We start from the raw sequence: 22,382 nt of genomic DNA, 5'->3' as shown, positions 1-22,382 counted from the left end.
TTCGGGGAGAGTGAGGGAGACGCACGTGTCCCGTGGGTCTCAGGGGGATGAGGTGCCGCGCGCCAGGGCACGGCGAGTGACCGGAGCGGCGCGCCCGAGCCGCACGGGCACGCGTCCGGAGCCTGTGAAGGGGATCTAGTCGGGCGCGAAGGACGGCTCGTCCGCGGCGGTGCGGACGGCCGGGGGAATCGCGCCGACGACGCGCGCGACCGACGCGCGCGGCGGGGCCGGAGCCCAGCTGCCGGTGTTCGGGAACCCGGCGGTGAGACCGCCGATGGCTGCCCCGCCGGCCGAATGATCGCCGTGCTGCTGAGGCGCGGGCACGGCGGGATGCCGGACGTCGTGGCTCGTCGCATGACCGATGGACGGCCGCGTCCGGGAAACGTGGAGAGCAGTGGGCGTGCCGCGGCCGCCCTGGGGCGCCGGGTGCACGTGCGATGCCGGGGCGGGCTGCGCGACCTTGGATGCCGCATCGAGTCGCCCGGACACCGGTATGGCCGGCATGTCGCGAGCCGGCAGCGCCGAGGGCTCCTGCGTCACCGCTCGGGGCGCTTTCGCCACGACGGCCCGCACCACCCGGCGCACCGGCTCACGTTCATGGACGGCCGTGACCGCCTGCCCCAGCACGGGGGTCTCCGCGACGACGCTCGCCGCCGACGGGGGCGGCGGGAGCTCGTCGGCATGCGCCGCCTGCGCCGCGCACCCGAGGAGCCAGCCCGCGATCAGCAGCCCGCCGAGGACGAGCAGCCGCTGGACGGCCCGCTCGGCGACGACGCGGCGCAGCCGGACGGGGACCATCCGGATCTGCGCCGCGCCGCCTGCCACCGAACACCCTCCGTTGCGACCGAACCGTCCTCAACGAAAGGTAACGGTAGCACCACGGAGCGCATTGGAGAGGGCAAATTCAGCAGCGGTCGAGGAATTTATCGAGAACCCTGGCGCCGAAGCGGAGCCCGTCCACCGGAACGCGCTCGTCGACCCCATGGAACATTCCGGAAAAGTCCACCTCTGGGGGCAATTTGAGGGGCGCGAAGCCGAAGCAGCGCATTCCGAGCCGCGCGAACGACTTGGCGTCCGTCCCGCCGCTCAGGCAGTACGGCACCGGCAGGGCGCCGGGATCCTCCGAGGTCAGCGCCGCTTCCATCGCCGCGACGAGCGCGCCCTCGTAGTCGGTCTCGAGCGCCTGGTCGTGGTGGACGAAATCGCGCTGGACGTCCGGACCGAGAAGTTCGTCCACGACCGCGAAGAACTCCTCCTCATATCCGGGCAGAAACCGTCCATCCACCTGAGCCGTGGCGCTCTGCGGGATGACATTCGTCTTGTATCCGGCGTCCAGCCGCGTCGGATTGAGCGTGTTGCGGAGCGTCGCACCGATCATCCGCGCCAGCGGCCCGATCTCGCCAAGGCACTTTTCGGGATGTTCCGGGTCGAATTCCACCCCGTACGCCAGGCAGGCCCGCTCCAGGAACGCCCGCACCGTCTTCGTCAGCCGCACCGGGAACTCGTGCGACCCCAACCTCTCGACGGCCCCGGCCAACGCGGTCACCGCGTTGTCGGGATGCACCATCGACCCGTGCCCGGCCGTCCCCTTGGCGGTCAGGTTCATCCACGCGATGCCCTTCTCCGCCGTCTCGATCAGGTACATGCGCCGGTCACCGGGCACCGTCAGGCTGAACCCGCCGACCTCCCCCACGGCCTCGGTGCACCCCTCGAACAGCCCCGGATGCTCCTCCACCAGCCACTGCGCACCCCACTTGCCCCCGGCCTCCTCATCGGCCAGGAACGCGAGCACGATGTCCCGCGGCGGCCTGCGGCCCTCCCTGAGCCGCTGCCGCACCACCGCGAGGATCATCGCGTCCATGTCCTTCATGTCGACGGCGCCGCGGCCCCAGACGCACCCGTCCGCGATTTCGCCGCCGAACGGATCCCGCGTCCAGTCCTCCTTGCGCGCCGGCACGACGTCGAGGTGCCCGTGCAGCAGCAGCGCATCCCGTCCCGGATCCTCGCCCTCGATCCGCGCGACGAGGCTGGCCCGCCCCGGATGCGACTCGAAGATCCGCGACTCCAGCCCGACCTCGTCGAGCTTCTCCGCGACGTACTCCGCCGCCGCCCGCTCCCCCGGCCCCGAATGATCGCCGGGGTTGCTGGTGTCGATCCGGATGAGCTCCTGGCAGAGCCGGACGACCTCGTCCTCAGCGGTCGGCTGCCGAACCACAGTGATCACCTCGCCTCTCGCGTACCGTCCCATGGTGCCCCGCCGATCGACTTCGCCGCGACTCGTCTCCTTTGGTACAGTGAAGCCCGCCGCAGCCGCGCTGCGGCCTGCGACTCAGGTCCGGGTGGCGGAATAGGCAGACGCGCTAGCTTGAGGTGCTAGTGCCCTTTACGGGGCATGGGGGTTCAAGTCCCCCCTCGGACACAAACCATTAGCACATGTGGAAGTCGGGACCACCCTGGCTTCCACTAGCTGTTTCTACGGGTAGTACGTCATCTTCAGCCCGAGCTTCACGTAGAGGTCCGCCTTGTCGTCAGGGCAGGCGCGGACGACCGCGCGGGCGAGTTCGCCGGTCTGTCTGGTGCAGCAACTCGGCCAACCCGTCGCCGGTGACCGCCCGGTCTGCCGGGATGGCGAACCCTGCGTTCTCAGGGGAAACGCAGCATGGGCCATGAGTTCGGTTCGATGTGCCCGCGGCAGAGGGCGGTTGCCGGGGTCTGTCGGGTCCTTCAGCCGGCCCGCAGGGTGACCCCGTGGAGGGTCCGCAGCCGGTGGATCTCCCACCACGAGATGGCGATCACCAAGCCCGGGCCGCAGAGGAGTAGCAGGCATGTGATCGGCCATGGTCCGCCGGGCAGTCCGAGAAGAGCAGCGCACTCCAAGGTCAGAACACTGGCCAACACGGGCGGGAGGACGGGGTGTACCGCACCCAGGCCGAAGCCGGTCCGCATCACCCTGGGCGTGGCGAACAGAAGCACCAACAGGGCCCACACGAACGCCGCGACTCTTACCCGGAGCGCCCAGCCGGCGTCATCCAGGTTCACTTCGCTGGGCAAGGCGGCGAAGAGGGTGAAGGCGAGAGCCACTGTGCCGAGGTAGAAGAGCAGTTTGCACAGCGGGGTGCGCACAGCCGTCCACATGGCCGAGCGTGCATCGCGCTGCGCGCAGCCGATGACGATCATGACAACAAGCGGCGCGCTGAGCACGAACAGCGCGGGGGACACGGAATAGATCGATAGGTGTTTGGCGAGTTGCGCGGCCACCCCACCTCCAGCGACCGCAGCGATCACCAGCGGCACTAGGAGCGCCGTCCACGCCCGCAACTTCTTGACTATCGCCAAAGGCCGGTCGTCGATCTGCGGGGAGGCTCCTTTGAGAAAGAGAAACCAGGTCACGAGGCGGGCGCTGCGGAAGATGTAGTACGCCCCGATCGGGTAAAGGGCCCACCGGGCGAACACCGCAAAGTAGACCAGGCCCAGCAGGGGATAAATCCTGTTGGGGAAGAGGGAGGGCCTATTAGGGAAGAACCTCCTCTGAAAAAAGGGCATGTTCCAGAAGGGAGGGGGCCGGTTGGAATGCTCCGGAGGCCAGAGAGCCCGTCGCAGCACACGAAAAGCAGGCGAGTCGGGTGCGCAATTCGGCCCTGTCAACGCGTTCCCCCTCCGGCAACTCCCAAGGAACCAAGGAGGACTTCAAGATGTGACACCGCGCATAACGGTGTTACGGTGCCGCCGAAAACGGCCGGGAGCCGGGCCCAAGTCGCAAGCCGTACAGTCCCCCGTCCCGCGAGATGCCCTACGACCTCTCCCTCACTCGGCCTGCTCACCAACATCACCTCCCGCCATCAACGACCTTGAAGTCGCCGTGGCCCTCCAAGATTGTGACGGATTTGTCTTGGCCTTTTCGGTTCACGCTGTGTGGTCCGGCGAGGCGGAGAAGGATGCTTCGGAGGATGAGGCCGAGGAGGACAGAGGTGGTAGGCCAGGCGAGGGTGCGGGCAAGGGAGTCGATGAACTGGAAAACGCTCATGTCGGCCAGACTGACATGATTGCCGAGATGCTGCACGGCCGTCTGGCGAAGGTCATCCAGAAGAACGACTGTCAACCCGCCGAAAGCATGAGGAGGTGGTTGTGTCACCTCAGCTTCGAGTTGGGCCGTCGACGCTATCCTTACTTCTACTGTTCGCCCTCGAAGGTGATCGGAGCGTCCCCGTCGTTGGCATTGTGCCGGCGGCTTGATACGCGCCTCGGCCACGGTGGTGAAGCAAGATCCGCGCCCGCAACGCCAACGCCTTCCACCGGTACAAGCTTCGGGATCGGCATTCCCTCGCCCCATCGCCTACCGAAGAACTATTGACTCAGGACACCGAACTCCGACGTGCAGACGCGGCGTTCCGGGGTACAGCACGGTCATGGCGCCGCCCGGAACGGTAGGGCGGTACGTAGAGCGTAGGTGGTATGGGAGGACAGGGTGATCCGTCCTCGGAGACTTCACGACACAGTGGGGCAGGTTCACATTTGTCCCACTGTGTGGTTTCTGCGCTTGGCGGGGTACTGGTGCCGAGTCCGAGAAAGTCAGGACGTTCAGGAGACCCGTTGCGAGCCTTCGGGCGGAACGTCCAATGCGCGGGCCAGGGCGGCGGTGAGCGGGGCGGCGCGGTCGGGAACGTACCGCTCGGCCCACGAAGCGGCCAGGCGGTGGAAGGCGGTCAGGTCGCGTTCCACGCCGGCCAGCAGACGCCGCAGGTCGGCGGCGGGCAACTCGATCACCGGACTGTCATCGCGCTCGGCGTCGACGATCATGCGAACCATGTCGCCGTGACGTTCAGCGCATGGAGTGGGATTGTGTCCGAGGAAGCCGCTCGGGGCATGGCCGTCGACGACGCTCCACCATTCGCGCCAGTCCTCGATCCCGCTGCAGCAACCGGGCAGCAGAGTGGTGCCCGTCGCGGTGTCGACGACTCGCAGCCCGCCGGGCGCGAAGAGCGGCTCCATGGTGAGAAGGCCGTGCAGGAAGGCCCCGAGCGGATCGGCCGGACGCTGTGGACGGCCGTCCTCGGGATCCATGTCGTTGGCTTCGGTGATCCCCATCACCGCCGTGCCGACCTCGATCGGAAGGAGCGTGCCGCTGAGCGGCAGGTAGCTGAACGGCTCCAACCGGGCGACCGGCCAGAGCGTGAAGCCCTCTGGGCGGTACACCTCCAAGACCGGCTGCATCTCAATCACCCTTGAAGTCTGTCTCACACCCCTTCGGCGGCACATCCTGTTTTCCGCGGACGTGATCCCGGAGACAGGTTCACATCTGTCTCACTGCGTGGACCCTGCACTTGCCGCGGTACTGGTGCCGAGTCCAAGAGCGCCAGGACGTTCAGGAGACTCGTGGCGAGCCTTCAGGCGGGACGTCCAATGCTCGGACGAGAAACGTGGCGAGCGAGGCGGCGCGGTCGGGGACGTGCTGCTCCGCCCATGAAGCGGCCAGGCGGTGGAAGGCGATTAGATCGCGTTCCACGCTGGCTGGCGGACGGCGCAGGGTTACGCCTGGGGGCTCTGCAGTGTGGGGACGACCTCCGTGTTGTGCTGGCCTAGCCCCGGTGCCGTAGCGGGTGCTGTGTGGGGATGGCGTGAGAAGCGCGGCGCCGGCATGGACTGCAGGACGCCGTCGACCTCGACCAGGGAGCGGCGGTCCGCGAGGTGCGGATGCCCGGCGGCCTCGCGCAGCGACAGCACCGGTGCCACGCAGGCGTCGCTGCCCGCGAAGACCTCCGTCCACTCGTGCCGCGTGCGGGTGGCGAAGGCCGCGGCGAACGTCGCGCGCATGCCGTCCCAGCGGGCGCGGTCCGACTGGTCGGCGGGGTCGACCTCGACGCCGAGCAGGCGGACGAAGGTCGCGAAGAACTGCGGCTCCAGCGCGCCGACGGCCATGTACCGCCCGTCCAGCGTCCGGTAGGCGGCGTAGAAGGGCGCGCCGCCGTCGAGCAGGTTGGTGCCGCGCTCGTCACTCCACCGGCCGTCGGCCAGCAGGCTGTGCACGATCCCGAGCAGGTGGACCGTGCCGTCGACGATGGCCGCGTCCACCACCTGGCCGCGGCCGGTGGAGCGCGCTTCGTGCAGGGCCGCCAGCACGCCCATCACCAGGTAGGCGGCGCCGCCGCCGAGGTCGCCGACGAGGTTGAGAGGGATGGCGGGCGCGCCGCCGGCCGCCCCGATGGCGTGCAGCGCGCCCGTCGGTGCGATGTAGGTGATGTCGTGGCCCGCGGTGGACGCGTCGGGTCCGTGCTGCCCCCAGCCGGTCATCCGGCCGTAGACGAGGCGGGGGTTGCGGGCCTGGACGGGCTCCGGCCCGAGGCCGAGGCGCTCGGCCACCCCGGGGCGGAAGCCCTCCAGCAGCACGTCGGCCGTGTCGCAGAGGTCCAGCAGCGCCGCGACGGCCTCCGGGTGCTTCAGATCGAGCACGATCGACCGCTTGCCCCGGCCGAGCAGGTCGGCGGCCGGATCGAGCACGTCCATGACGCCCCGGACGGGACGGTCGACGCGGACCACGTCGGCGCCCATCTCGGTCAGGATCATCCCGGCGAACGGGCACGGCCCGATGCCGGCCAGTTCGACCACCCGGACCCCGGCCAGCGGGCCGCCCGGCCCGTCCCCCGTCACAGGCTCAGCCCGCCGCCGCAGACGAGGGTCTGGGCGCTGACGTAGTCGGACTCGGGCATGCAGAGCAGGTGCACCGCGCCGGCGGCCTCCTCGGGTGTGCCGGTGCGGCCGAGGGGGATCATCTGCTCCGCCGCCGCCAGCAGCCCGGGGTTGACACCGACCCTGATGCTGCGGCCCTCGACCTCGATGGTGCCGCCCTGGCCGGCCGCCGCCTCGGTCAGCCGGGTGCGGATGAAACCGAACGCCACCGTGTTGACCGTGACGTTGTACCGGCCCCACTCCTTGGCGAGCGTCTTGGTCATCCCGGTGATGCCGGCCTTCGCCGCCGCGTAGTTGACCTGCCCGGCGTTGCCGCCGAGGCCGGCGACCGACGAGACGTTGACGACCTTGCGGCAGGCGACCGGTCCGCCGGCCTCCCGCTCCCGGCGCACCGCCTCCGCGATGACCGGCTGCGCCGCGCGCAGGATGCGGAAGGGCGCGGTCAGGTGCACGCCGAGGATGGCGTCCCACTGCTCGTCGGACATCTTCTGGATGACCGAGTCCCACGTGTAGCCGGCGTTGTTGACGATGATGTCGATCCCGCCGAAGGCGTCGACGGCCGCGGCCGCGAACCGCTGGGCGAAGGCGGCGTCGGTGACGCTGCCGGGGCAGGCGACCGCGGCGCCGCCGCGCGACTCCACCGCCTCGACCGTGCCCGCGGCCGGTTCGTCGTCCAGGTCGTTGACGACGACGTTGGCCCCGTCGGCGGCGAGCTTGAGCGCGATCTCCCGGCCGATCCCGCGTCCGGCGCCGGTCACCAGCGCGGTGCGTCCGTCCAGCTTTCCCATGGTTCTCCTTGGAAGGTGAGGGGTGTTCCCGGTGTCAGCCGCGCGACCGTGAGCGGCGGACGGCGAATCCGAGGGCGGCGAGGGTCGCCGCGGCGCACAGCCAGGCGAAGATGTCGCCGGTCAGGCGGTACAGGGTCGTCGTGCCGCGCGTGGGGACGTCCACGATCCACGGCTCGTTGTCGCCGGGCGTGGTGTCCTGCTGTGCCAGGACGTTGCCTTGATGGTCGAATGCCTGGGACGAGCCGTTGAAGTCCTGCCGCACCAGGGCGTAGCCGTTCTCGATGGCCCGCAGGCTCGCCATCTGGGTGTGGATGCGGCCCATCTCCGGCCAGTCGCCGCCGGGGACGAGCATGATGTCGGCGTCGACGTGCATCATGGCGGGGAAGTCCGCGTCGTAGCAGATGACGTTGGACAGGCGGCCGTACGGCGTCTCCACCACGGGCGCCGGGCCCTGGCCCGGCTTGTAGCTCTCCAGCCCGGGGATGGGGTGGCGCTTCTGGTACGTCCACAGCACCTTGCCGTCCGGGCCGAGGAGCACCGTCTGGTCCCGGCCGTAGGGGGCGTCGGGCAGGTAGACGTTCGCGGCGACGTTGAGGTAGACGCCCTCCTGCCGGGCGAGCTCGCCGGCCTTGGCGAGGAACGCCGGCTCGTCGGCGGACCGCAGCCGCTGCGCGTTCTCCGACCAGAGGACGATCTTCGCGCCCGACCGGGCCGCCTTCCGCGTGTCGGCGAACAGCTGCGCGGAGATCGCGTCGGCGGCGGCGCGCACCTTCGCCGGATCCACGCGGGCGACGGCCTCGTGGTCGCCGAGGTCCGTGCCGAGCAGCCGCTCGGCCTCCGCCAGCGTCGCCTTGGTCGGGTTGACGCCCGCCACGCGGACGGTCGGCGCGGTCGAGGCGGGAGCGAACGCGAGCCGCGCCTGTCCGCCGACGATCACCAGGCCGAGCAGGGCGGCCACCGCGAGGGCGGGCCGCGCGCCGCGCCACGAGACGCCGCGCTCCCACAGGTGGTTGGCGGCGGTCGCGACGATGCCGATGAGGAAGGTGACCGCGTACGGCCCGGCGGCCGACAGCACCTGGAGCAGCGCCAGGTTCGCGTGCTGGGTGACCGCGAGCAGCCCGTACGCGGCGCCGAACGGGTTGTAGGTGCCGAGCAGGAAGGCGGTGGCGGTCAGCGCGGCCGGGAACGTGAGCAGCCGTCCGAGTGAGCCCAGCCGCGGCGAGACGAAGCGGTCCACCGCGAAGGGCACGAGGCAGCCGGACGCGAGGCTCAGCACGCCGATGACCGTCAGGAAGGTCAGCGGCACCGCGAGCTGCACCACCCAGAACAGCCCGCCGGCGACGCCCACCAGCCAGACCAGCGGCAGGGCCGTCAACGGCCGGCCGGTGCGCAGGAACCTCAGGAGGAAGATCTGGAAGCCCCACGCGGTCAGCGCCAGATCCCAGCGGCCGCCGACGGCGAAGAGCTGCAGGAGCAGGCCGAGGGCCAGCCAGAGGTACCGGCGGCGTTCCGGCGAGAGGCGGTGCCCGGCGTCCCCGTCACCGTGCCGGGACGAGGGCCCCGGACGCTCGGCGGCATCGGGTTCGGGCTTGATCGTGCTGTCGCTCATGAGTCCTCCTGGTCACCGCTCGGCGGGTCGGTAGGCCGTGACGACGGCGGCGCCGCCGAGGCCGATGTTGTGCGCGAGCGCGACACCCGTGCGGGACGCGGCCGCGGGGACCTGGCGGGCGCCGGCGGTACCGCGCAGCTGCCAGGTCAGCTCCGCGCACTGCGCGAGTCCCGTCGCGCCCAGGGGGTGGCCCTTGGAGATCAGGCCGCCGGACGGGTTGACCACCCAGGTGCCGCCGTAGGTCGTCTCCCCGGCGTCGACGAGCTCGCCGCCCTCGCCGGGCGCGCACAGCCCGAGGGCCTCGTAGGTGAGCAGCTCATTGGTGGAGAAGCAGTCGTGCAGCTCGATGACGTCCAGGTCGTCCGGGCCGATCCCCGCCTGCTCGTACACCTGCCTGGCCGCCGCCCGGCTCATGTGCGCCCCGACGATCGCGGCGGCGGTCCCGTCGAACGTGCTGTCCAGGTCCGTGACCACGGACTGCCCCACGATCTCGACCGCCTGGCCGGCGAGGCCGTGGCGGTCGACGAACTCCTCGCCGGCGAGGACCGCCGCCGCCGAGCCGTCCGAGGTCGGGGAGCACTGCAGCTTGGTGAGCGGCTCCACGATGGTCGGCGCGCCGAGGATCTCGTCGAGGGCGAACTCGCGCCGGAACTGGGCGTAGGGGTTGTTCACCGAGTGCTTGTGGTTCTTGTGCGCGATCCGCGCGAACTGCTCGGCGGTCGTGCCGTACCGCTCCATGTGCTCGCGGCCGGCCGCGGCGAACATCCACGGCGCCATCGGCGCTCCCGGACCGCGCAGTTCGGCGAGGGCGCCGATGTGCCGCTCCAGCGGGCCTGCCCGGTCGGACCACACCTCCGACAGCGACCCCGGCGACATCCTCTCGAACCCGACCGCGAGCACGCAGCCGGCGAACCCGCCGGCGACGGCGCGGGCCGCCAGCCACAGCGCCGACGACCCGGTGGCGCAGTTGTTGTTCACGTTGACGACCGGCACGCCGGTCATGCCCAGCTCGTAGACGGCCCGCTGGCCGCTGGTGGAGTCGCCGTAGACGTAACCGGCGTACACCTCCCGCACGTCGGCGAACGCGACGCCGGCGTCCGCCAGCGCCGCGGACGCGGACTCGGCGACCATCGCCGGGTAGTCCCAGCCCTCGCGGCGGCCGGGCTTCTCGAACTTCGTCATGCCGACTCCGATGACGAAGACCTTGCGTGACATGGTGATCTCCTTCTGGGTGCGGCCGTCAGGCGGTGAATTCGGCGAGGCCGTCGGTGATCACGGGGACGCCTCCGTCGCCGGCCGTCCCGAAGGCGTACCGGCCGGGCCCGGACGTCCACACCGTCGTGGTGATCGTCTGCCCGGGGCGCGCGGGAGCGCTGAACCGCACGGCCAGGCGCCGCAGCCGGGCCGGGTCGCCGGGCGCGGCGTGCCCGATCACCGCGTGGGACGTGAAGGCCATCGTGCAGAGTCCGTGGACGATGATCCCCGGCAGGCCGGCCCGGCGGGCGAAGTCCTCGTCGAGGTGGACGGGCATGGTGTCCCCGGACGCCTCCGCGTAGCGGAAGGTCTGGTCGTCGTCGAACTTCTGCACCACGACCGCGTCGGGCGCCCGGCCGCGCACGTCGCCGGCCGATCCGTGGTCGGGAGCCGTGCGCCCGGCGTCGCCGCCGGTGTGCCGCGCGCCGCGGAAGAAGCCGGTGAAGTACTGCTCGTTGACCGGTCCGGCCGCCGCGTCGCGCGTCTCCACCAGCGTGGTCACCACGACACCGGAGCTGCGGGCGTGGACGCCGACGACCTGCGCGCGCGTGCTCAGCACGTCGCCCGGCACGATCGGACGCCGGATCAGCAGGTCGTGCCGGCCGTGCAGGATCCGGCCGGCGGCCGATTCGGGCGCGGCGGCCAGCGTCCGCCGCGCCATGACGGAGAAGGCGGGGACGACCGCGAACACCGGCGGGGCCAGCGTGCCGTCGCGATGGGCGGCGATGGGGTCGTTGGTGGCCTCGGCGTAGGCGGCCGTGCGCTCCGCCGTCACCGCGAACTCGACGGGGTCGCTCCAGACCCCGACCTGCTGCGTGCTGAACATACCGGCGAAGCTACGGATCTCCGCCCGCCCGGCCGAGCACCGTGCCTCGCACATTCCATGACCGCGGCGCGCAGCCGCCCGCGGCCCGCCCGGTGCAGGTCGGGGCGCTAGGGTGCGTCCGTGAGCAGGTCGGCGCTGCCGGGGAACGTCGCCCGGCGGCTGGTGCGCATCGGTGAGCGGCAGGGCCTGGACGCGGCTTCGCTGCTGCGGCGCGCGGGTCTGCCCGCGAGCGCCGCGGATCCGTCCGGCGGTGCCGCCGTGACGGTGTCCCAGGTGGCGGAGCTGACCCAGGAGCTGTGGCTCCTGACCGGGGACGAGCTCTTCGGGCTGGGGCCGCCCGTGCGCCTCGGCGCGTTCCAGCTGATGATGCGCTCGGTGATCCACGTCCCGGACCTGCGGGCGGCGCTGCAGCGGCTGGCCGAGGCCGGCGAGGTGCTGGGGACGCCCCGGCTGCGCGTGACGGCCGGGGACGCCCTCGTCGAGGTGGAGATCGACGTGAGCCTGCTGGACGATCCCGACCATCTGGGCGGCGAGCTCCTCGCCACGCTGATCCACCGGGTCCTCGGCTGGCTCGTCGGGCGGCGGATCGTCCTGCGCGAGCTGCGCTTGCCCTGGTCGTCCCCCGCGTACGCCGCCGAGTACGAGGCGGTGTTCGGCCGGCACCCGGTGTTCGACGCCGCCGGACTGGTGCTGGCCTTCGACCGCGCGCTGCTGACCGCGCCGCTGGTGCGGGACGAGCGGCAGCTCGCCGACTACCTCGCCGACCAGCCGAACGTGTGGTTCGCGACCCGCGACTACGGCTCGTCCACCGCGGACCAGGTGCGCAGGATCCTCGCGCGCGGGCTGAGCGGCCATTGGCCGGTGCCCGACGACATCGCCGCGCGGCTCAACATGAGCACGCAGCACCTGCGCAGGCTCCTGCGGGCCGAGCACACCTCGATCGGCCAGCTCAAGGAGGACCTGCTGCGGGAGGCCGCCGTCGCCAGCCTGGCCCGCGGTGAGGAGTCCGTCGAGGAGCTGGCGAGGCGGCTGGGGTTCTCCGAGGCGAGCGCGTTCCGGCGCGCGTTCCGCCGGTGGACCGGGCAGCCGCCCGGTGCCTATCGCCGGTAGAGGGCCTCGATCTCCGCCGCGTACCGCTCGGCGATCTCCCGCCGCCGCAGCTTGTTCGTCGGGGTCAGCTCCGGACCGCCCGGGACCCACGGGCCCGGCAGGAGCTGGAACTTCTTGATCTGCTCGACCCGCGACAGCGTCCTGTTCGCGCGGGCCACGCCGGCCTCGACGGCCGCGCGCACTTCGGGCAGCCCGGCGAGGACGGCGGCGTCCGCATCGCCGGGCACGAGGGCGCCCGCGGCGACGGGGTCCAGGACGATCAGCGCGACGACATAGGGACGGCGGTCGCCGACCGCGACCACGGACCCGGCCTGCGGGCAGGAGACGAGGACGGCGTTCTCGATGTTCGCCGGCGACATGTTCTTGCCGGAGGAGTTGACGATCAGGTCCTTCTTGCGGTCGACGATCGTGACGTACCCGTCGGCGTCGACCGTGCCCACGTCGCCGGTGTGCAGCCAGCCGTCCGCGTCGATCGCCTCGGCCGTCCGCTCCTTGTCCCCCCGGTAGCCCCGCATCAGCGTCGGCCCGCGCATCAGCAGCTCCCCGTCGGCCGCCACCCGCACCTCGACGTCCCGCATCGGCCGGCCGACCGTCCCGGGCCGGATCTCGCCCGGCCGGTTGATCGCCCCGGCGGCGGACGACTCCGACATCGCCCACCCCTCGCACAGTTCGACGCCGAGCGACTGGAAGAACCGGACGGCGCCCGCGGCGATCGGCGCGGACCCGGTGATGACGGCGTCCGCCTCGTCCAGGCCGATGCGGGCCCGGAGCCGCCGCAGCACCAGCCGGTCCGCGGCGGCCGACCGGATCGCCAGGTGGGCCGGGATGGCGCGGCCGGAGGCCCGCCGGTCCGCGGCTGCGCGGCTGACGCCCATGGCCCGGGCGGCGAGACGCCGGCGCACGCCGCTCTGCGCGGTGATCGCCTGGGTGAGCGCGGCCTGCACCTTGTACCAGAAGGCCGGAACACCGAGGAAGACGGTCGGCCGGACGGAGGGCAGCACCTGCGCCACGGTCTTCAGGTCGGCCACCGTGGTGATCGAGGCGCCCGCGGCCATCGCGAGGTAATGGCTGAAGTACCGGTTGGCCACGTGCGCGTCCGGGAGGTAGGAGACCAGCCGCCCGCCCCGCGCGCCCGCGCCCAGATGGGGGAGGTCGAGGCCGCTGCGCAGGCACGCGAGGATCGCGCGGTGCTCCACCTCGACGCCCTTCGGCGGGCCCGTCGTCCCGGACGTGTAGATCAGGGTGGCGAGGTCCTCGGGGCCGACCGACCGCCAGGCGGCCTCGAAGTCGAACCCCTCCGGCCACCGGGCCTCAAGGTCGGCGAGCGTCAGCGCGCCCTCGGCCGCGCCGTCGACGCAGACGATGTGCTCCACCGCCCCGCCGGCGGCGCCGACCGCCGGCACCCACTGCCGTTCGGTCACCACGACCCGGTTGCCGGCGTTGGAGAACAGGTGCGTGATCTGCGCCGGCGGGCTCGTGTTGTAGACCGAGAAGGGCGTGGCGCCGAGGTGCAGCACCGCCGTGTCCACGAGATGGAACTCGGGCCTGTTGGTCAGCATCAGCGCCACGGCGTCCCCCCGGCGGACGCCGAGCGAGGCGAGGCCGCCGGCGATCCGCCGCACGCGCTCGGCGTACTCGCGCCAGGTGAGCTCCACGGCGCCGTCCGAATCGCGCAGCGCGATCTGACCGGCCCGCGCCGCGGCCGTGCGCTGGAAGAGTTCGGCGAGGCTCCGCGCCGACTGCGGTACGTCTCTGGCGTCGTCCATGGGTGACCTGGCTCCTCGTCCCCGGGCTGTCCTGGCTCCCTGCCGGGGCCCGCCTTCGACCCACCCGGACGCCTGCCATCGTCGGCCGACCACCCCCGCGCCGCACAGGACCGCCGCGCGCCCATTGCAGGACCCGCGCGCTCAATCCACGCCCGAACCTTGACCCGCCGGAGCCCCCGGCTGCTCTCTGCGCGCCGGATCAGTCTCCGCCGCGCAGTTGCGCGAGCACGCCCGGAAGGTCGTCCCGGTTGGTCAGCACGTCCCGCGGCTTGGAGCCCTTGCTCGGCCCGACGATGCCGCGGCTCTCCATCAGGTCCATCAGCTGCCCGGTCCTGGAGAACCCGATACGCAGCTTGCGCTGCAGCATCGACCTCGACCCGAACTGGCTGGACACGACCAACGCGACCGCCTGGACGAACAGATCCGTCTGGTCCCTCCAGTGGGCGAGGCTCTGGCGGGTGTTCAGGGTGTCGGCGTGTTCCGGGCCCAAGACGCGTTCGCGGACGGGGAGGAGGTCGGCGAACTGGTCGCGTGCGGCGGCCGGGTCCCCGGCATGGCCCGTCCAGTGGGCGAGGTTGTGGCGGGTGGTCAGGGTGTCGGGGTGCTCCGGGCCCAGGACGCGCTGGCGGTCGGGTAGCAGGCTTTGCAAGATGCCGACGGCGACGCTGTAGCGGCCGGCCATGCCGTGCTCTCCGGCTTGGGCGGCGCGGACTCGCAGGGCGTTGATGGGGTGGTCCGGATCGGTGCGCTGCCTCCACAGGTCGTCCAGGTATGCGGCGACGGCGGCCGCGTCCGGTGGTCGCTGGTCGGGTTCTTTGGCCAGCAGTGCCTGCAGAAAGGCGTCCAGCTCCGGTGGGGTGTCGGCTCTGAGGGGGCCGGCCGGTGGCGGCGGTGCCGCAAGGTGCTGGGCGACCACCGCGCGGGCGTCTTCGCCGGTGAAGACGGGGCGGCCGGTCAGCAACTGGAAGATGGTCGCCCCCAGGGCGTACAGGTCGGCGCGATGGTCGACGGACTGCCCCATCAGCTGCTCGGGCGCCATGTAGGCGATGGTGCCGATCGTGGCGCCGCCGGTCAGGCCACTGGTGGCGCCCTGCAGCCGGGCGATCCCGAAGTCGCAGACCTTCACCGTGCCGTCGGCGGCGAGCATCAGGTTGTGGGGCTTGACGTCGCGGTGAACGATCCCGGCGGCGTGCGCGGCGGCCAAGCCCACGGCCGCCTGCGCCCCGAACGTGAGGACGTGCTCGATCGGGAGCCCGCCGGGGTGCCGGTCCAGTAGGCCCTTCAGATCCGGGCCGTGCAGGTATTCCAGCACCAGATAGGGCAGCCCGTCGTGCTCGCCGACGTCGTGGACCGCGGCGATGTTGCGGTGTACCAGCCGCGCGGCCGCACGTCCCTCCCGCTCGAACCGCGATAGTGCCCGCTCCCGGACGGAACCGTGCATCAGGTGAGGCTGCAGCACCTTGACCGCCACGGGACGCTCCAGCCGGAGGTCCTCGCCCCGCCACACCTGGCCCATGCCGCCCTCACCCAGCAGCTCGGAAACCCGGTAGCGACCCGCGACCAGCGCACCCTCGACCAGCAACCCTGCACCACCCGCCGTATCCACCGGCACCGGGCCGGAACTCGCCAAGGCCCAATTTCAACCTACGGGCGGCGACTTCCGCCACAACGGCAGACCGGCACGCCCCGGTTCAGGGCGACGTGGTGTTGGCCAGGAGGATGCGCTGGACGGCTTCGGCGAGTTCTTCGGCGTCCATCGTGGCGAACAGCGCGGCCATGTTGAGGGGTTGCGTGGCGCCGGCCCGGTCGAAGCGCGGCTCGGGGACGATGCTGGCCCAGCACAGCGCTCACCGTGGGCTGGGTCAGCGGCATCTTGCCGTAGCGGCGGTCGCCATAGTGCTTGGCGAGCTGCGCGGAGATCCGCTCGATATCCCCCAGGCTCGGCCCGCCACAGAATTCCCGAAAATTGTTCAGGTTCTCGATCAGGGGCCCGTGGGGCAGGTCATGCTGAGAAGGCGCCTTGTCGGCCATGGTCGGTTGCTTTCAGAGCGTCACAACACGTCGGGATGCGCCGGGGGAAGAATAACGACTCGGCGCCAAGTGTCAGCATTCTTCCACCACGGCCGATCACCCATGGTCAACATGCGCCACGCGGGCCTTCCGCTTCCTCTCGTTTCCGTGAACGCCCAGGTCGGAACGAGCAGGCCCGGTTTCGCAGAGCGAAAACGGAAGGATCCGAGAGGATCGGAGGCGACGCGAGAGCAACCCGCGGAGCCCGCCACCCCGGTCGCCAGGTCTACCCGCTGACCACGGGTGGTACGGGCGGTTCTTTCCGCGCCCTCTCGCTTCGCTCCGCAACGGCGCTTCCGGGCTCGGGCACCCCAGATGGTGTGGCGAACTGGGGTCTATCCACGTCACGCCCCCCGCGCGGACGTCCCTGGGCCCAAAGGAGCGCCTATTCATGCACGATCCACTGACTGCCGGAGTTGTGGTGATTCTGACCCTTTTTGTCCTTGTCGGATTCGTGGTGTGGGTGCTGCGCTCCACGCCGCGCCTCCCCGCGGTCATCACGGCGATCGCGGTGCTCCTGGGCGCGCTCCCCGCCGTGATCTCCGCGCTGTTCTGGTTCTCGTGATCGGCCGCTCCGACTGCCCCGCAGGGCGCCCGACCGTCCGATTACGCGGCGACCCAGTGCGCGTGGCCGTCGGGACGGATGAGGGCCGCGCGGACGTCGCGCCATTCCGGCGGTGCATCGTCGCCCAGCGCCCCTTCATGCGTGACCGCTTCCAGTGCTCGGGCGGATTCCGCGACCGCAGCGGGAATGCCGTCGGCGCCCCCGCCCAGGTCGAGCAGCACGGGGTGAGCGTCATGGAGGAGCTCGTAGACCGTGCGGCCGTCGCGCAGCGGAAGGTCGGGGAGGCGGGCACCGGTGAGCGGGTGGGCATCGGGGTCGGCCGGAGGGTAGGCGACGTTCAGCGCGGCCAGGCGGGAGGCAAGGTCCAGTGAGACGTCGGGATGTGCCGCGATGAGTTCGCCGAGCACGGCCCGCAGCGCTCGCCCTTCGGGTGTGAAGGCCGTGACCAGCGCGGTCTGGGCCTTGCTCTTCTCCAGCAGGTCCGCGCCCACCGGGTGGCGTTCGGCCTGGTACTCGTCGAGCAGGCCGTCGGGGGCGCGGCCCCGGGCCACTGCGGCGAGCCGCCAGCCGAGGTTCATCGCGTCCTGGACGCCCACGTTGAGCCCCACCCCGCCGGTGGGGAAGTGCATGTGCGCGGCGTCGCCGGCGACCATGATCCGGCCCGTCCGGTACTCGGCGGCCTGCCGGGAGGCGCTGCCGAACGTGGAGAGCCAGATCGGATCGCGCATGCCGAGGTCGCGGCCGAGGATCCGTGCCACGTTGCCGCGCAGCCCGTCGAGGGTGAGCTCGCCACCGGAACCGCCGGGCATGACGCCGACGATGCGGTGGAGGCCGCCCGCCATGGGGACGACCATCAAGGCGCCGTCGGGCGTGTGGGCCGATAGCGCGGGGCTCCGCGGCGGATCGTCCAGGCGGACGTCGCCGAGGAAGCCGTACACCGTGGCATCGGTGCCGGGGAAGGCGATGCCGGCGGCCCGCCGTACCGTGCTCCCCGGCCCGTCGCACCCGACGACGTAGCGTGCGCCGATCGCGTACCGCCGCCCGTCCGGGCCTTCGACGTCGAGTTCGACGCTCTCGTCGCCGTGCGCCAGTCCGGTGACGGTGTGTCCCGCAAGGAGGCGGGCGCCGAGTCCGACCGCGTGCTTCTCCAGCAGTTCTTCGGTGCGCGCCTGCGGAAGGAACAGCGTGTACGGATGGCGTGTCGGCAGAGGCCGGAAGTCGAGCCGGTCCTCCAGCATCCCGAAGTGCCCGTCCGGCAGCGAGGAAGGGCTTCGGTGGCGAACACGAGACGGCAGCAGGAGATCGTGGTCGCGGCGCTCGCACTGCTCGACGAGGGGGGTGTGGACGCGGTCAGCCTGCGCGCGGTGGCCGAGCGGATGGGCGTCCGGATGAACACCATCTCGTGGCACGTCAAGACCAAGGCGCGGCTGCTGGAGCTGATGGCCGAAGCGATCGTCGCACGCGTGTCGGCCGAGGAGTTGCCGCCCGGGCCGGCCGATCGATTCCGCGAGGTGATGCGCCGCTACCGGCGGGCGCTGCTGTCCGTCCGCGATGGCGCGAGGGTGGTGGCCGGGACGTACGCCGCCGAGGAGCACACGCTGCGCATCGCGGAGGCCCTGGTGAGCGCGCTGCTGGACTGTGGGACGAGTGAGCGTGAAGCGGCCTGGACGGCGTGGACGGCGGTGTACTTCGCGCTCGGCCTCACCCAGGAGGAGCAGGCCGCCCCGGCGTCCGTCGGCGACACACTGCGCACGGCGGTGGCGCAGGACGCGCATCCCGCGCTGACCCGGGTGATCGGCCATCTTGCCGACGGGGCGTTCGAGGACCGCTTCGACTTCGGCCTCGCCCTGCTCACCCGCGGGCTGCCAGAACGACTGCCGTGAGCCGTCGGCCGACTACGCCGGGTCGGCCGCCTACGCGGGCCCTGGTCCCGAACTGTGCGGAGCGCGCACGGCCGCGGGGGGCGCGGAGACGATGATGACGGTGGCGGGGCCGCCGTCCGACCAGAGCGAGTGGCGGGCGGCCGCGTCGAAGTGCAGCGCGTCCCCGGTCGCCAGCGTGACGTCTTCCCCGCCGACACGCGCGACGACCTTGCCGCGCACCACGTACACCCATTCCTCGCCCGCGTGGGTGACGGTGCGCTGGGGGCGATCACCCGCCAGCTCCAGCCGTACGGCCTCCAGGGCGGAGCGCGGGCCGAGGCCGGTCATCGTCGCGAAGGGTCCATCGGGACCCTGATGCACGGGTGCGGTGTCGCCCCGCACGACATGATGCTCCTGCGGTCGCTCGTCACCGACCAACTCCCCCAGCGATACGCCGTACGCCCGGGCGAGCTGGATCAGCGACCCGATGGACGGCTGGCGCCCGCCCTTCTCTATCCGGGAGAGATGCGCTGCGGAGATCCCGGTCCGCTCGGCGAGCGCGGTCAGGGTCAGCCCGCGCTCGCGCCGCAACTCGCGGAGCCTGGCCGTCGAAGAGCAGCGGCTGCACCGCAAGCGCCGGCTCGCCGCGGCGTTCCGGATCTTCGCCCGATACGGGTACGACGAGGGGGTCGCCGGGCACATCACGGCACGCGACCCGGAACTGACCGACCACTTCTGGGTGAACCCCTACTCGGTGCACTTCTCCAAGATCAAGGTGAGCGATCTGCTGCTCGTCGACGCCCAGGGCCGGATCGTCCACGGCAGGAGGCGCACGAACAAGGCCGCGTTCTGGATCCACTCGTCCATCCACGACGCACGTCCCGACGTCGTGGCCGTCGCCCACGCGCACACCCTCCACAGCCGCGCCTGGGCGGCCCTGGACCGCCCGCTCGACCCGATCGTCCAGGAGTCGTGCGCGTTCTGGGGCGACCACGTGCTCTTCGACGAGTACCGGGGGCTGGTCCTGGAGCAGGACGAAGGCCGGCGGATCGCCGCCCGGCTCGGCGGGACGCGTGCCGCGATCCTGCGGCACCACGGCCTGCTGACGGTCGGCCGCACCGTGGAGGAGGCCGCCTGGTGGTTCATCGCCATGAACCGCGCCTGCGAGATGCAACTCCTGGCCGAGGCGGCCGGCACGCCGCGGATCATGACGGACGAGGAGGCCGCGGTGGCGCACCGCCAGTTCGGCAGCGCGAACATGGCCCGCAACAACTTCCGGCTCCTGTCGTCGCTGATCTTCGAGGAGGAGCCCGATGTCCTCGGCTGATCCGGGCCGGACGTACGTCCTGGTGCACGGCTCATGGGCCGGCGGGTGGGTCTGGTCCCGGCTGACTCCCCTGCTGGAAGCGGCCGGCCACCACGTGCACACGCCCACCCTGCCCGGCCTCGCCGAGCGCGGCGACGACCCGCGCGGTGCCGGGATCGGCCTGCACGCGCACATCGACGACCTGCTCGGCCACCTGGAGCGCGAGGACCTGGAACGCGTGACACTGGTCGGCCACAGTTACGGCGGCATGGTGATCACCGGGGTCGCCGGACGCGCCTCCCACCGGGTGTCCGCGCTCGTCTACATCGACGCCTTCGTGCCCGAGCCCGGGCAGTCCTGCTTCGACATCGTGCCCTGGCTGGCCGACGTCTTCGCCGATCTGGCCGGGGGCGGGGAGAGCGCCCGGCCGCTCGATCCGGCCGCCATCGGCGTGGACGATCCCGGCGACGCCGCATGGCTGCGCGCCGGCTCGACCCCGATGCCGCTGCGGACGCACCGGGAGCCGCTGCCCGGCCCGCCGCCCGCCGCGGACCTGCCCCGCATGTTCGTCCGCTGCCTGCGCTTCGACGCCTTCGCCGAGACCGCCGCCCAATTCCAGGCCCGCGGCCTCCCGACCGCAGAGCTGGACTCCCACCACTACGTCCAGGCAAGCCGTCCCGCCGACCTCGCGGACCTGCTGCTCGCCGACGTGCCCGCCCGAACGGAGACCACCCCATGACCCCCTCCCTGGCACGGGTCGACCCGCCCGCCCTCTGCCCGCCGGTGCAGAACCTGTACGCCCACGTCGTGATCGCCCCGGCCGCCCGCACCGCCTACCTCGCCGGCCAGGTTCCGCTCGACGCGTCCGGCGAACTGGTGGGTCCCGGCGATCACGCCGCGCAGGCCAGGCAGGCGTTCCGCAACGTCAAACTGGCTCTGGAAGGCGTGGGCGCCGCTCCCGTGGACATGGTCCGACACAACATTTACGTCGTCGACCATCGTCCGGAGCTGGTGCCGATCATCTTCGAGGCGGCCAAGGAGGTCTACGGCGCCCCATGGCCGCTCGCCGCCAGCACCCTCCTCGGCGTGCAGGCCCTCGGCCTTCCCGGCTGGCTGATCGAAGTGGAGGCGACCGCCCTCCTGCCCTGAAACCCCATGGCCGGCGGCGACATAGTGCAGGGTCGTTCCGTTGACGTGGGCGCGGCGGGTCGGTGCCGCCGAGCCGCCAGGACGGGGCGGGCCTGTTCAGGGTGTTCTGCGTAGTTCTGTCGCGAGGGTGGCGATCGTCTCTTCTGAGTGGGTCGAGCCGGGGAAGTAGGCGCAGATGCGGTCGGCCACGTCGCCGAACCGGGTCTTGATCTCGGCGGCGCACTCGGCCGGTGTTCCGACGACCGCCAGGGTTCGCATCATCGTGTCGTCGATGAGGCCGATCATCCCCATGATGTCGCCGGTCTTGGACAGCGCGTTCAGCTCGGGCTGCAGATCTCCCCAGCCCTCGATGTCCAGGACGGGCCTGTACGCCGGAGTCGAACCGTAGAACGCCAGCAGTCCCTTCACGCCGAAGCTCGCGGCCTCGATCTCGGCGGGGGATCCGCCCATCGCGACGATCGCCTGCGGGTACACCTCGATCCGCTCGCGACCCGACCGCTCCAGGCCCTCGGCCACGGCCGGGAGGGTGCGCTCGCGGAAATGGCGGTGACTGTGGAACGGCATCACCAGCAGCCCGTCGGCGACCTCCGCCGCGGTCCGGGTCATCACCGGTCCCAGCGCGCCGAGCAGGACCGGGGGCACGCCGTAGGGGTTCGGCCCGGGGACGAACGCCGGCGGCATCAGGGTGTGCTTGGTGAACTCGCCGCGAAAGTCCAGCCGGGTGCCGTCCTGCCAGGAGTTCAGGATCGCCTTCACCGCGAGCACCGTCTCCCGCATCCGGGCGGCCGGCCTGCTCCAGGTCGAGCCGTACCGGTTCTCGATGTGCGGCCTGATCTGCGAGCCCAGCCCGAGCCGGAACCGGCCCCCGCTCAGCAGCTGCAGGTCGTAGGCCGCGGTGGCGAGGTGCATCGGGCTGCGCGGGATCGCGATCGCGACGTTGGTCATCAGGTCGGTCGGCGGTACCTCCGACGCACCGGCCGCGACGATCAGCGGCAGGAACACATCGTGCGGGCCCTCGAAGGTGAACAGGCCGTCCACGCCAGCGGCGATCAGCGCCCGCGCCCGCTGCGCCGCCTCGTCCGGCCGGCCGTCCAGTTGCACATCGAGTTTCATCGAGCGATCTCCGTTCCGCGCGCCGTCCGCGTCCGAAGGAACAAGGAATACAGCAGGAGAAGACCTCGAAGAGCTGCAGGCCCTGCTGGACGCCTCGCTGTCCCGCTCCTCCGCGCACATCCGCTCGATCATCAACAGCGAGAGCACACTGTCCGCGGAGCGGCTCACGGCACGGTGGAGGTCCTCAACAGAGCGTCTACGCGGCGGAGCGGCCCGATGCCGGCTGAACTGCCGGAGCCGCAGGTCACGGGCTTCGGATACGCTCCATATGCCTGGTCTC

General features: G+C 71.6%; 21 protein-coding genes and 1 tRNA gene. 7 read left to right on the top strand and 15 right to left on the bottom strand.

The genetic code is table 11. From position 1 onward, the window contains the following. Positions 1–135: 135 nt before the first annotated feature. Entirely contained in the window at positions 136–825 is a 690-nt protein-coding gene (locus ABFX46_RS13785) for a hypothetical protein (protein WP_346042380.1), read from the bottom strand. A 79-nt stretch (positions 826–904) separates the two neighbouring features. Beyond that, complete coding sequence (locus tag ABFX46_RS13780) at positions 905–2,224, bottom strand: M20/M25/M40 family metallo-hydrolase (protein ID WP_346042379.1); 1,320 nt, start codon at positions 2,222–2,224, stop codon at positions 905–907. A 109-nt stretch (positions 2,225–2,333) separates the two neighbouring features. Here ABFX46_RS13780 and ABFX46_RS13775 point away from each other — a divergent pair. After that, a tRNA-Leu gene (locus ABFX46_RS13775) sits at positions 2,334–2,419 on the top strand. A gap of 305 nt (positions 2,420–2,724) precedes the next feature. Here ABFX46_RS13775 and ABFX46_RS13770 read toward each other — a convergent pair. From ABFX46_RS13770 to ABFX46_RS13735, 8 genes are all read right to left on the bottom strand, one after another. After that, the gene (locus ABFX46_RS13770) at positions 2,725–3,543 is read right to left on the bottom strand and encodes a hypothetical protein (RefSeq protein ID WP_346042377.1); all 819 of its coding nucleotides are present in this window, start codon (positions 3,541–3,543) and stop codon (positions 2,725–2,727) included. A gap of 283 nt (positions 3,544–3,826) precedes the next feature. After that, positions 3,827–4,024: a hypothetical protein gene (locus ABFX46_RS13765; protein ID WP_346042375.1), complete on the bottom strand. Its 198-nt coding sequence runs from the start codon at positions 4,022–4,024 to the stop codon at positions 3,827–3,829. A gap of 554 nt (positions 4,025–4,578) precedes the next feature. Further along, positions 4,579–5,211, bottom strand: coding sequence for a hypothetical protein (locus ABFX46_RS13760; RefSeq protein ID WP_346042707.1), 633 nt, complete (start codon positions 5,209–5,211; stop codon positions 4,579–4,581). Between the two features lie 315 nt (positions 5,212–5,526). Continuing rightward, positions 5,527–6,645, bottom strand: a complete 1,119-nt coding sequence (locus ABFX46_RS13755) for a CaiB/BaiF CoA transferase family protein (protein WP_346042374.1) — start codon at positions 6,643–6,645, stop codon at positions 5,527–5,529. Continuing rightward, positions 6,642–7,472: an SDR family NAD(P)-dependent oxidoreductase gene (locus ABFX46_RS13750; protein WP_346042372.1), complete on the bottom strand. Its 831-nt coding sequence runs from the start codon at positions 7,470–7,472 to the stop codon at positions 6,642–6,644. The genes ABFX46_RS13755 and ABFX46_RS13750 overlap by 4 nt, the downstream gene beginning before the upstream one ends. A 34-nt stretch (positions 7,473–7,506) precedes the next feature. After that, the gene (locus ABFX46_RS13745; protein ID WP_346042370.1) at positions 7,507–9,081 is read right to left on the bottom strand and encodes a nitrilase-related carbon-nitrogen hydrolase; all 1,575 of its coding nucleotides are present in this window, start codon (positions 9,079–9,081) and stop codon (positions 7,507–7,509) included. 12 nt (positions 9,082–9,093) lie between these two features. Continuing rightward, a complete protein-coding gene (locus tag ABFX46_RS13740; RefSeq protein ID WP_346042369.1) occupies positions 9,094–10,296 on the bottom strand; it encodes a lipid-transfer protein in 1,203 nt (400 codons plus the stop codon). Between the two features lie 25 nt (positions 10,297–10,321). Continuing rightward, the gene (locus ABFX46_RS13735) at positions 10,322–11,161 is read right to left on the bottom strand and encodes a MaoC/PaaZ C-terminal domain-containing protein (protein WP_346042367.1); all 840 of its coding nucleotides are present in this window, start codon (positions 11,159–11,161) and stop codon (positions 10,322–10,324) included. 120 nt (positions 11,162–11,281) lie between these two features. Here ABFX46_RS13735 and ABFX46_RS13730 point away from each other — a divergent pair, with 120 nt between their 5' ends. Then, on the top strand, positions 11,282–12,271 hold the full coding sequence (locus ABFX46_RS13730; RefSeq protein WP_346042366.1) for an AraC family transcriptional regulator: 990 nt from the start codon (positions 11,282–11,284) through the stop codon (positions 12,269–12,271). Here the strand turns inward: ABFX46_RS13730 and ABFX46_RS13725 are convergent. Next, complete coding sequence (locus tag ABFX46_RS13725) at positions 12,259–14,037, bottom strand: AMP-dependent synthetase/ligase (RefSeq protein ID WP_346042365.1); 1,779 nt, start codon at positions 14,035–14,037, stop codon at positions 12,259–12,261. The genes ABFX46_RS13730 and ABFX46_RS13725 overlap by 13 nt on opposite strands. A 199-nt stretch (positions 14,038–14,236) precedes the next feature. Next, positions 14,237–15,619 (bottom strand): serine/threonine-protein kinase, encoded by a 1,383-nt coding sequence (locus tag ABFX46_RS13720; protein WP_346042363.1) that lies wholly within the window; start codon positions 15,617–15,619, stop codon positions 14,237–14,239. Positions 15,620–16,498: 879 nt separating this feature from the next. Here ABFX46_RS13720 and ABFX46_RS13715 point away from each other — a divergent pair. Then, positions 16,499–16,672, top strand: a complete 174-nt coding sequence (locus ABFX46_RS13715) for a hypothetical protein (protein ID WP_346042362.1) — start codon at positions 16,499–16,501, stop codon at positions 16,670–16,672. A 41-nt stretch (positions 16,673–16,713) separates the two neighbouring features. On the opposite strand, the gene ABFX46_RS13710 is transcribed toward ABFX46_RS13715, so the two are convergent. Then, a complete protein-coding gene (locus ABFX46_RS13710; protein ID WP_346042360.1) occupies positions 16,714–17,910 on the bottom strand; it encodes an FAD-dependent monooxygenase in 1,197 nt (398 codons plus the stop codon). A gap of 36 nt (positions 17,911–17,946) precedes the next feature. Between ABFX46_RS13710 and ABFX46_RS13705 the strand changes: the two genes are divergently transcribed. Next, entirely contained in the window at positions 17,947–18,555 is a 609-nt protein-coding gene (locus tag ABFX46_RS13705) for a TetR/AcrR family transcriptional regulator C-terminal domain-containing protein (protein WP_346042359.1), read from the top strand. Positions 18,556–18,585: 30 nt separating this feature from the next. Here ABFX46_RS13705 and ABFX46_RS43505 read toward each other — a convergent pair whose 3' ends face one another. After that, positions 18,586–19,125, bottom strand: a complete 540-nt coding sequence (locus ABFX46_RS43505) for a helix-turn-helix domain-containing protein (RefSeq protein WP_428831251.1) — start codon at positions 19,123–19,125, stop codon at positions 18,586–18,588. Here ABFX46_RS43505 and ABFX46_RS13695 point away from each other — a divergent pair. From ABFX46_RS13695 to ABFX46_RS13685, 3 genes are read left to right on the top strand one after another with little or no spacing between them, the layout of a single operon-like run. Next, positions 19,022–19,861, top strand: coding sequence for a class II aldolase/adducin family protein (locus ABFX46_RS13695; RefSeq protein ID WP_346042357.1), 840 nt, complete (start codon positions 19,022–19,024; stop codon positions 19,859–19,861). The genes ABFX46_RS43505 and ABFX46_RS13695 overlap by 104 nt on opposite strands. Beyond that, positions 19,848–20,579 carry an alpha/beta fold hydrolase gene (locus ABFX46_RS13690; RefSeq protein ID WP_346042355.1) on the top strand — a complete coding sequence of 244 codons (732 nt, stop codon included), beginning with the start codon at positions 19,848–19,850 and terminating at the stop codon, positions 20,577–20,579. The genes ABFX46_RS13695 and ABFX46_RS13690 overlap by 14 nt, the downstream gene beginning before the upstream one ends. Then, a complete protein-coding gene (locus tag ABFX46_RS13685; RefSeq protein ID WP_346042354.1) occupies positions 20,576–20,989 on the top strand; it encodes a RidA family protein in 414 nt (137 codons plus the stop codon). Before ABFX46_RS13690 ends, ABFX46_RS13685 begins: the two co-directional genes overlap by 4 nt. Positions 20,990–21,085: 96 nt before the next feature. On the opposite strand, the gene ABFX46_RS13680 is transcribed toward ABFX46_RS13685, so the two are convergent. Further along, positions 21,086–22,102, bottom strand: coding sequence for a TIGR03617 family F420-dependent LLM class oxidoreductase (locus tag ABFX46_RS13680; RefSeq protein ID WP_346042352.1), 1,017 nt, complete (start codon positions 22,100–22,102; stop codon positions 21,086–21,088). Positions 22,103–22,382: the final 280 nt, after the last annotated feature.

Source organism: Actinomadura chokoriensis (genome assembly GCF_039529475.1).
GTDB classification, from domain to species: Bacteria; Actinomycetota; Actinomycetes; order Streptosporangiales; family Streptosporangiaceae; genus Spirillospora; species Spirillospora bangladeshensis.
Note: the sequence above shows the minus strand (reverse complement) of the source record. Positions and strands in the feature narration are given on the sequence as shown.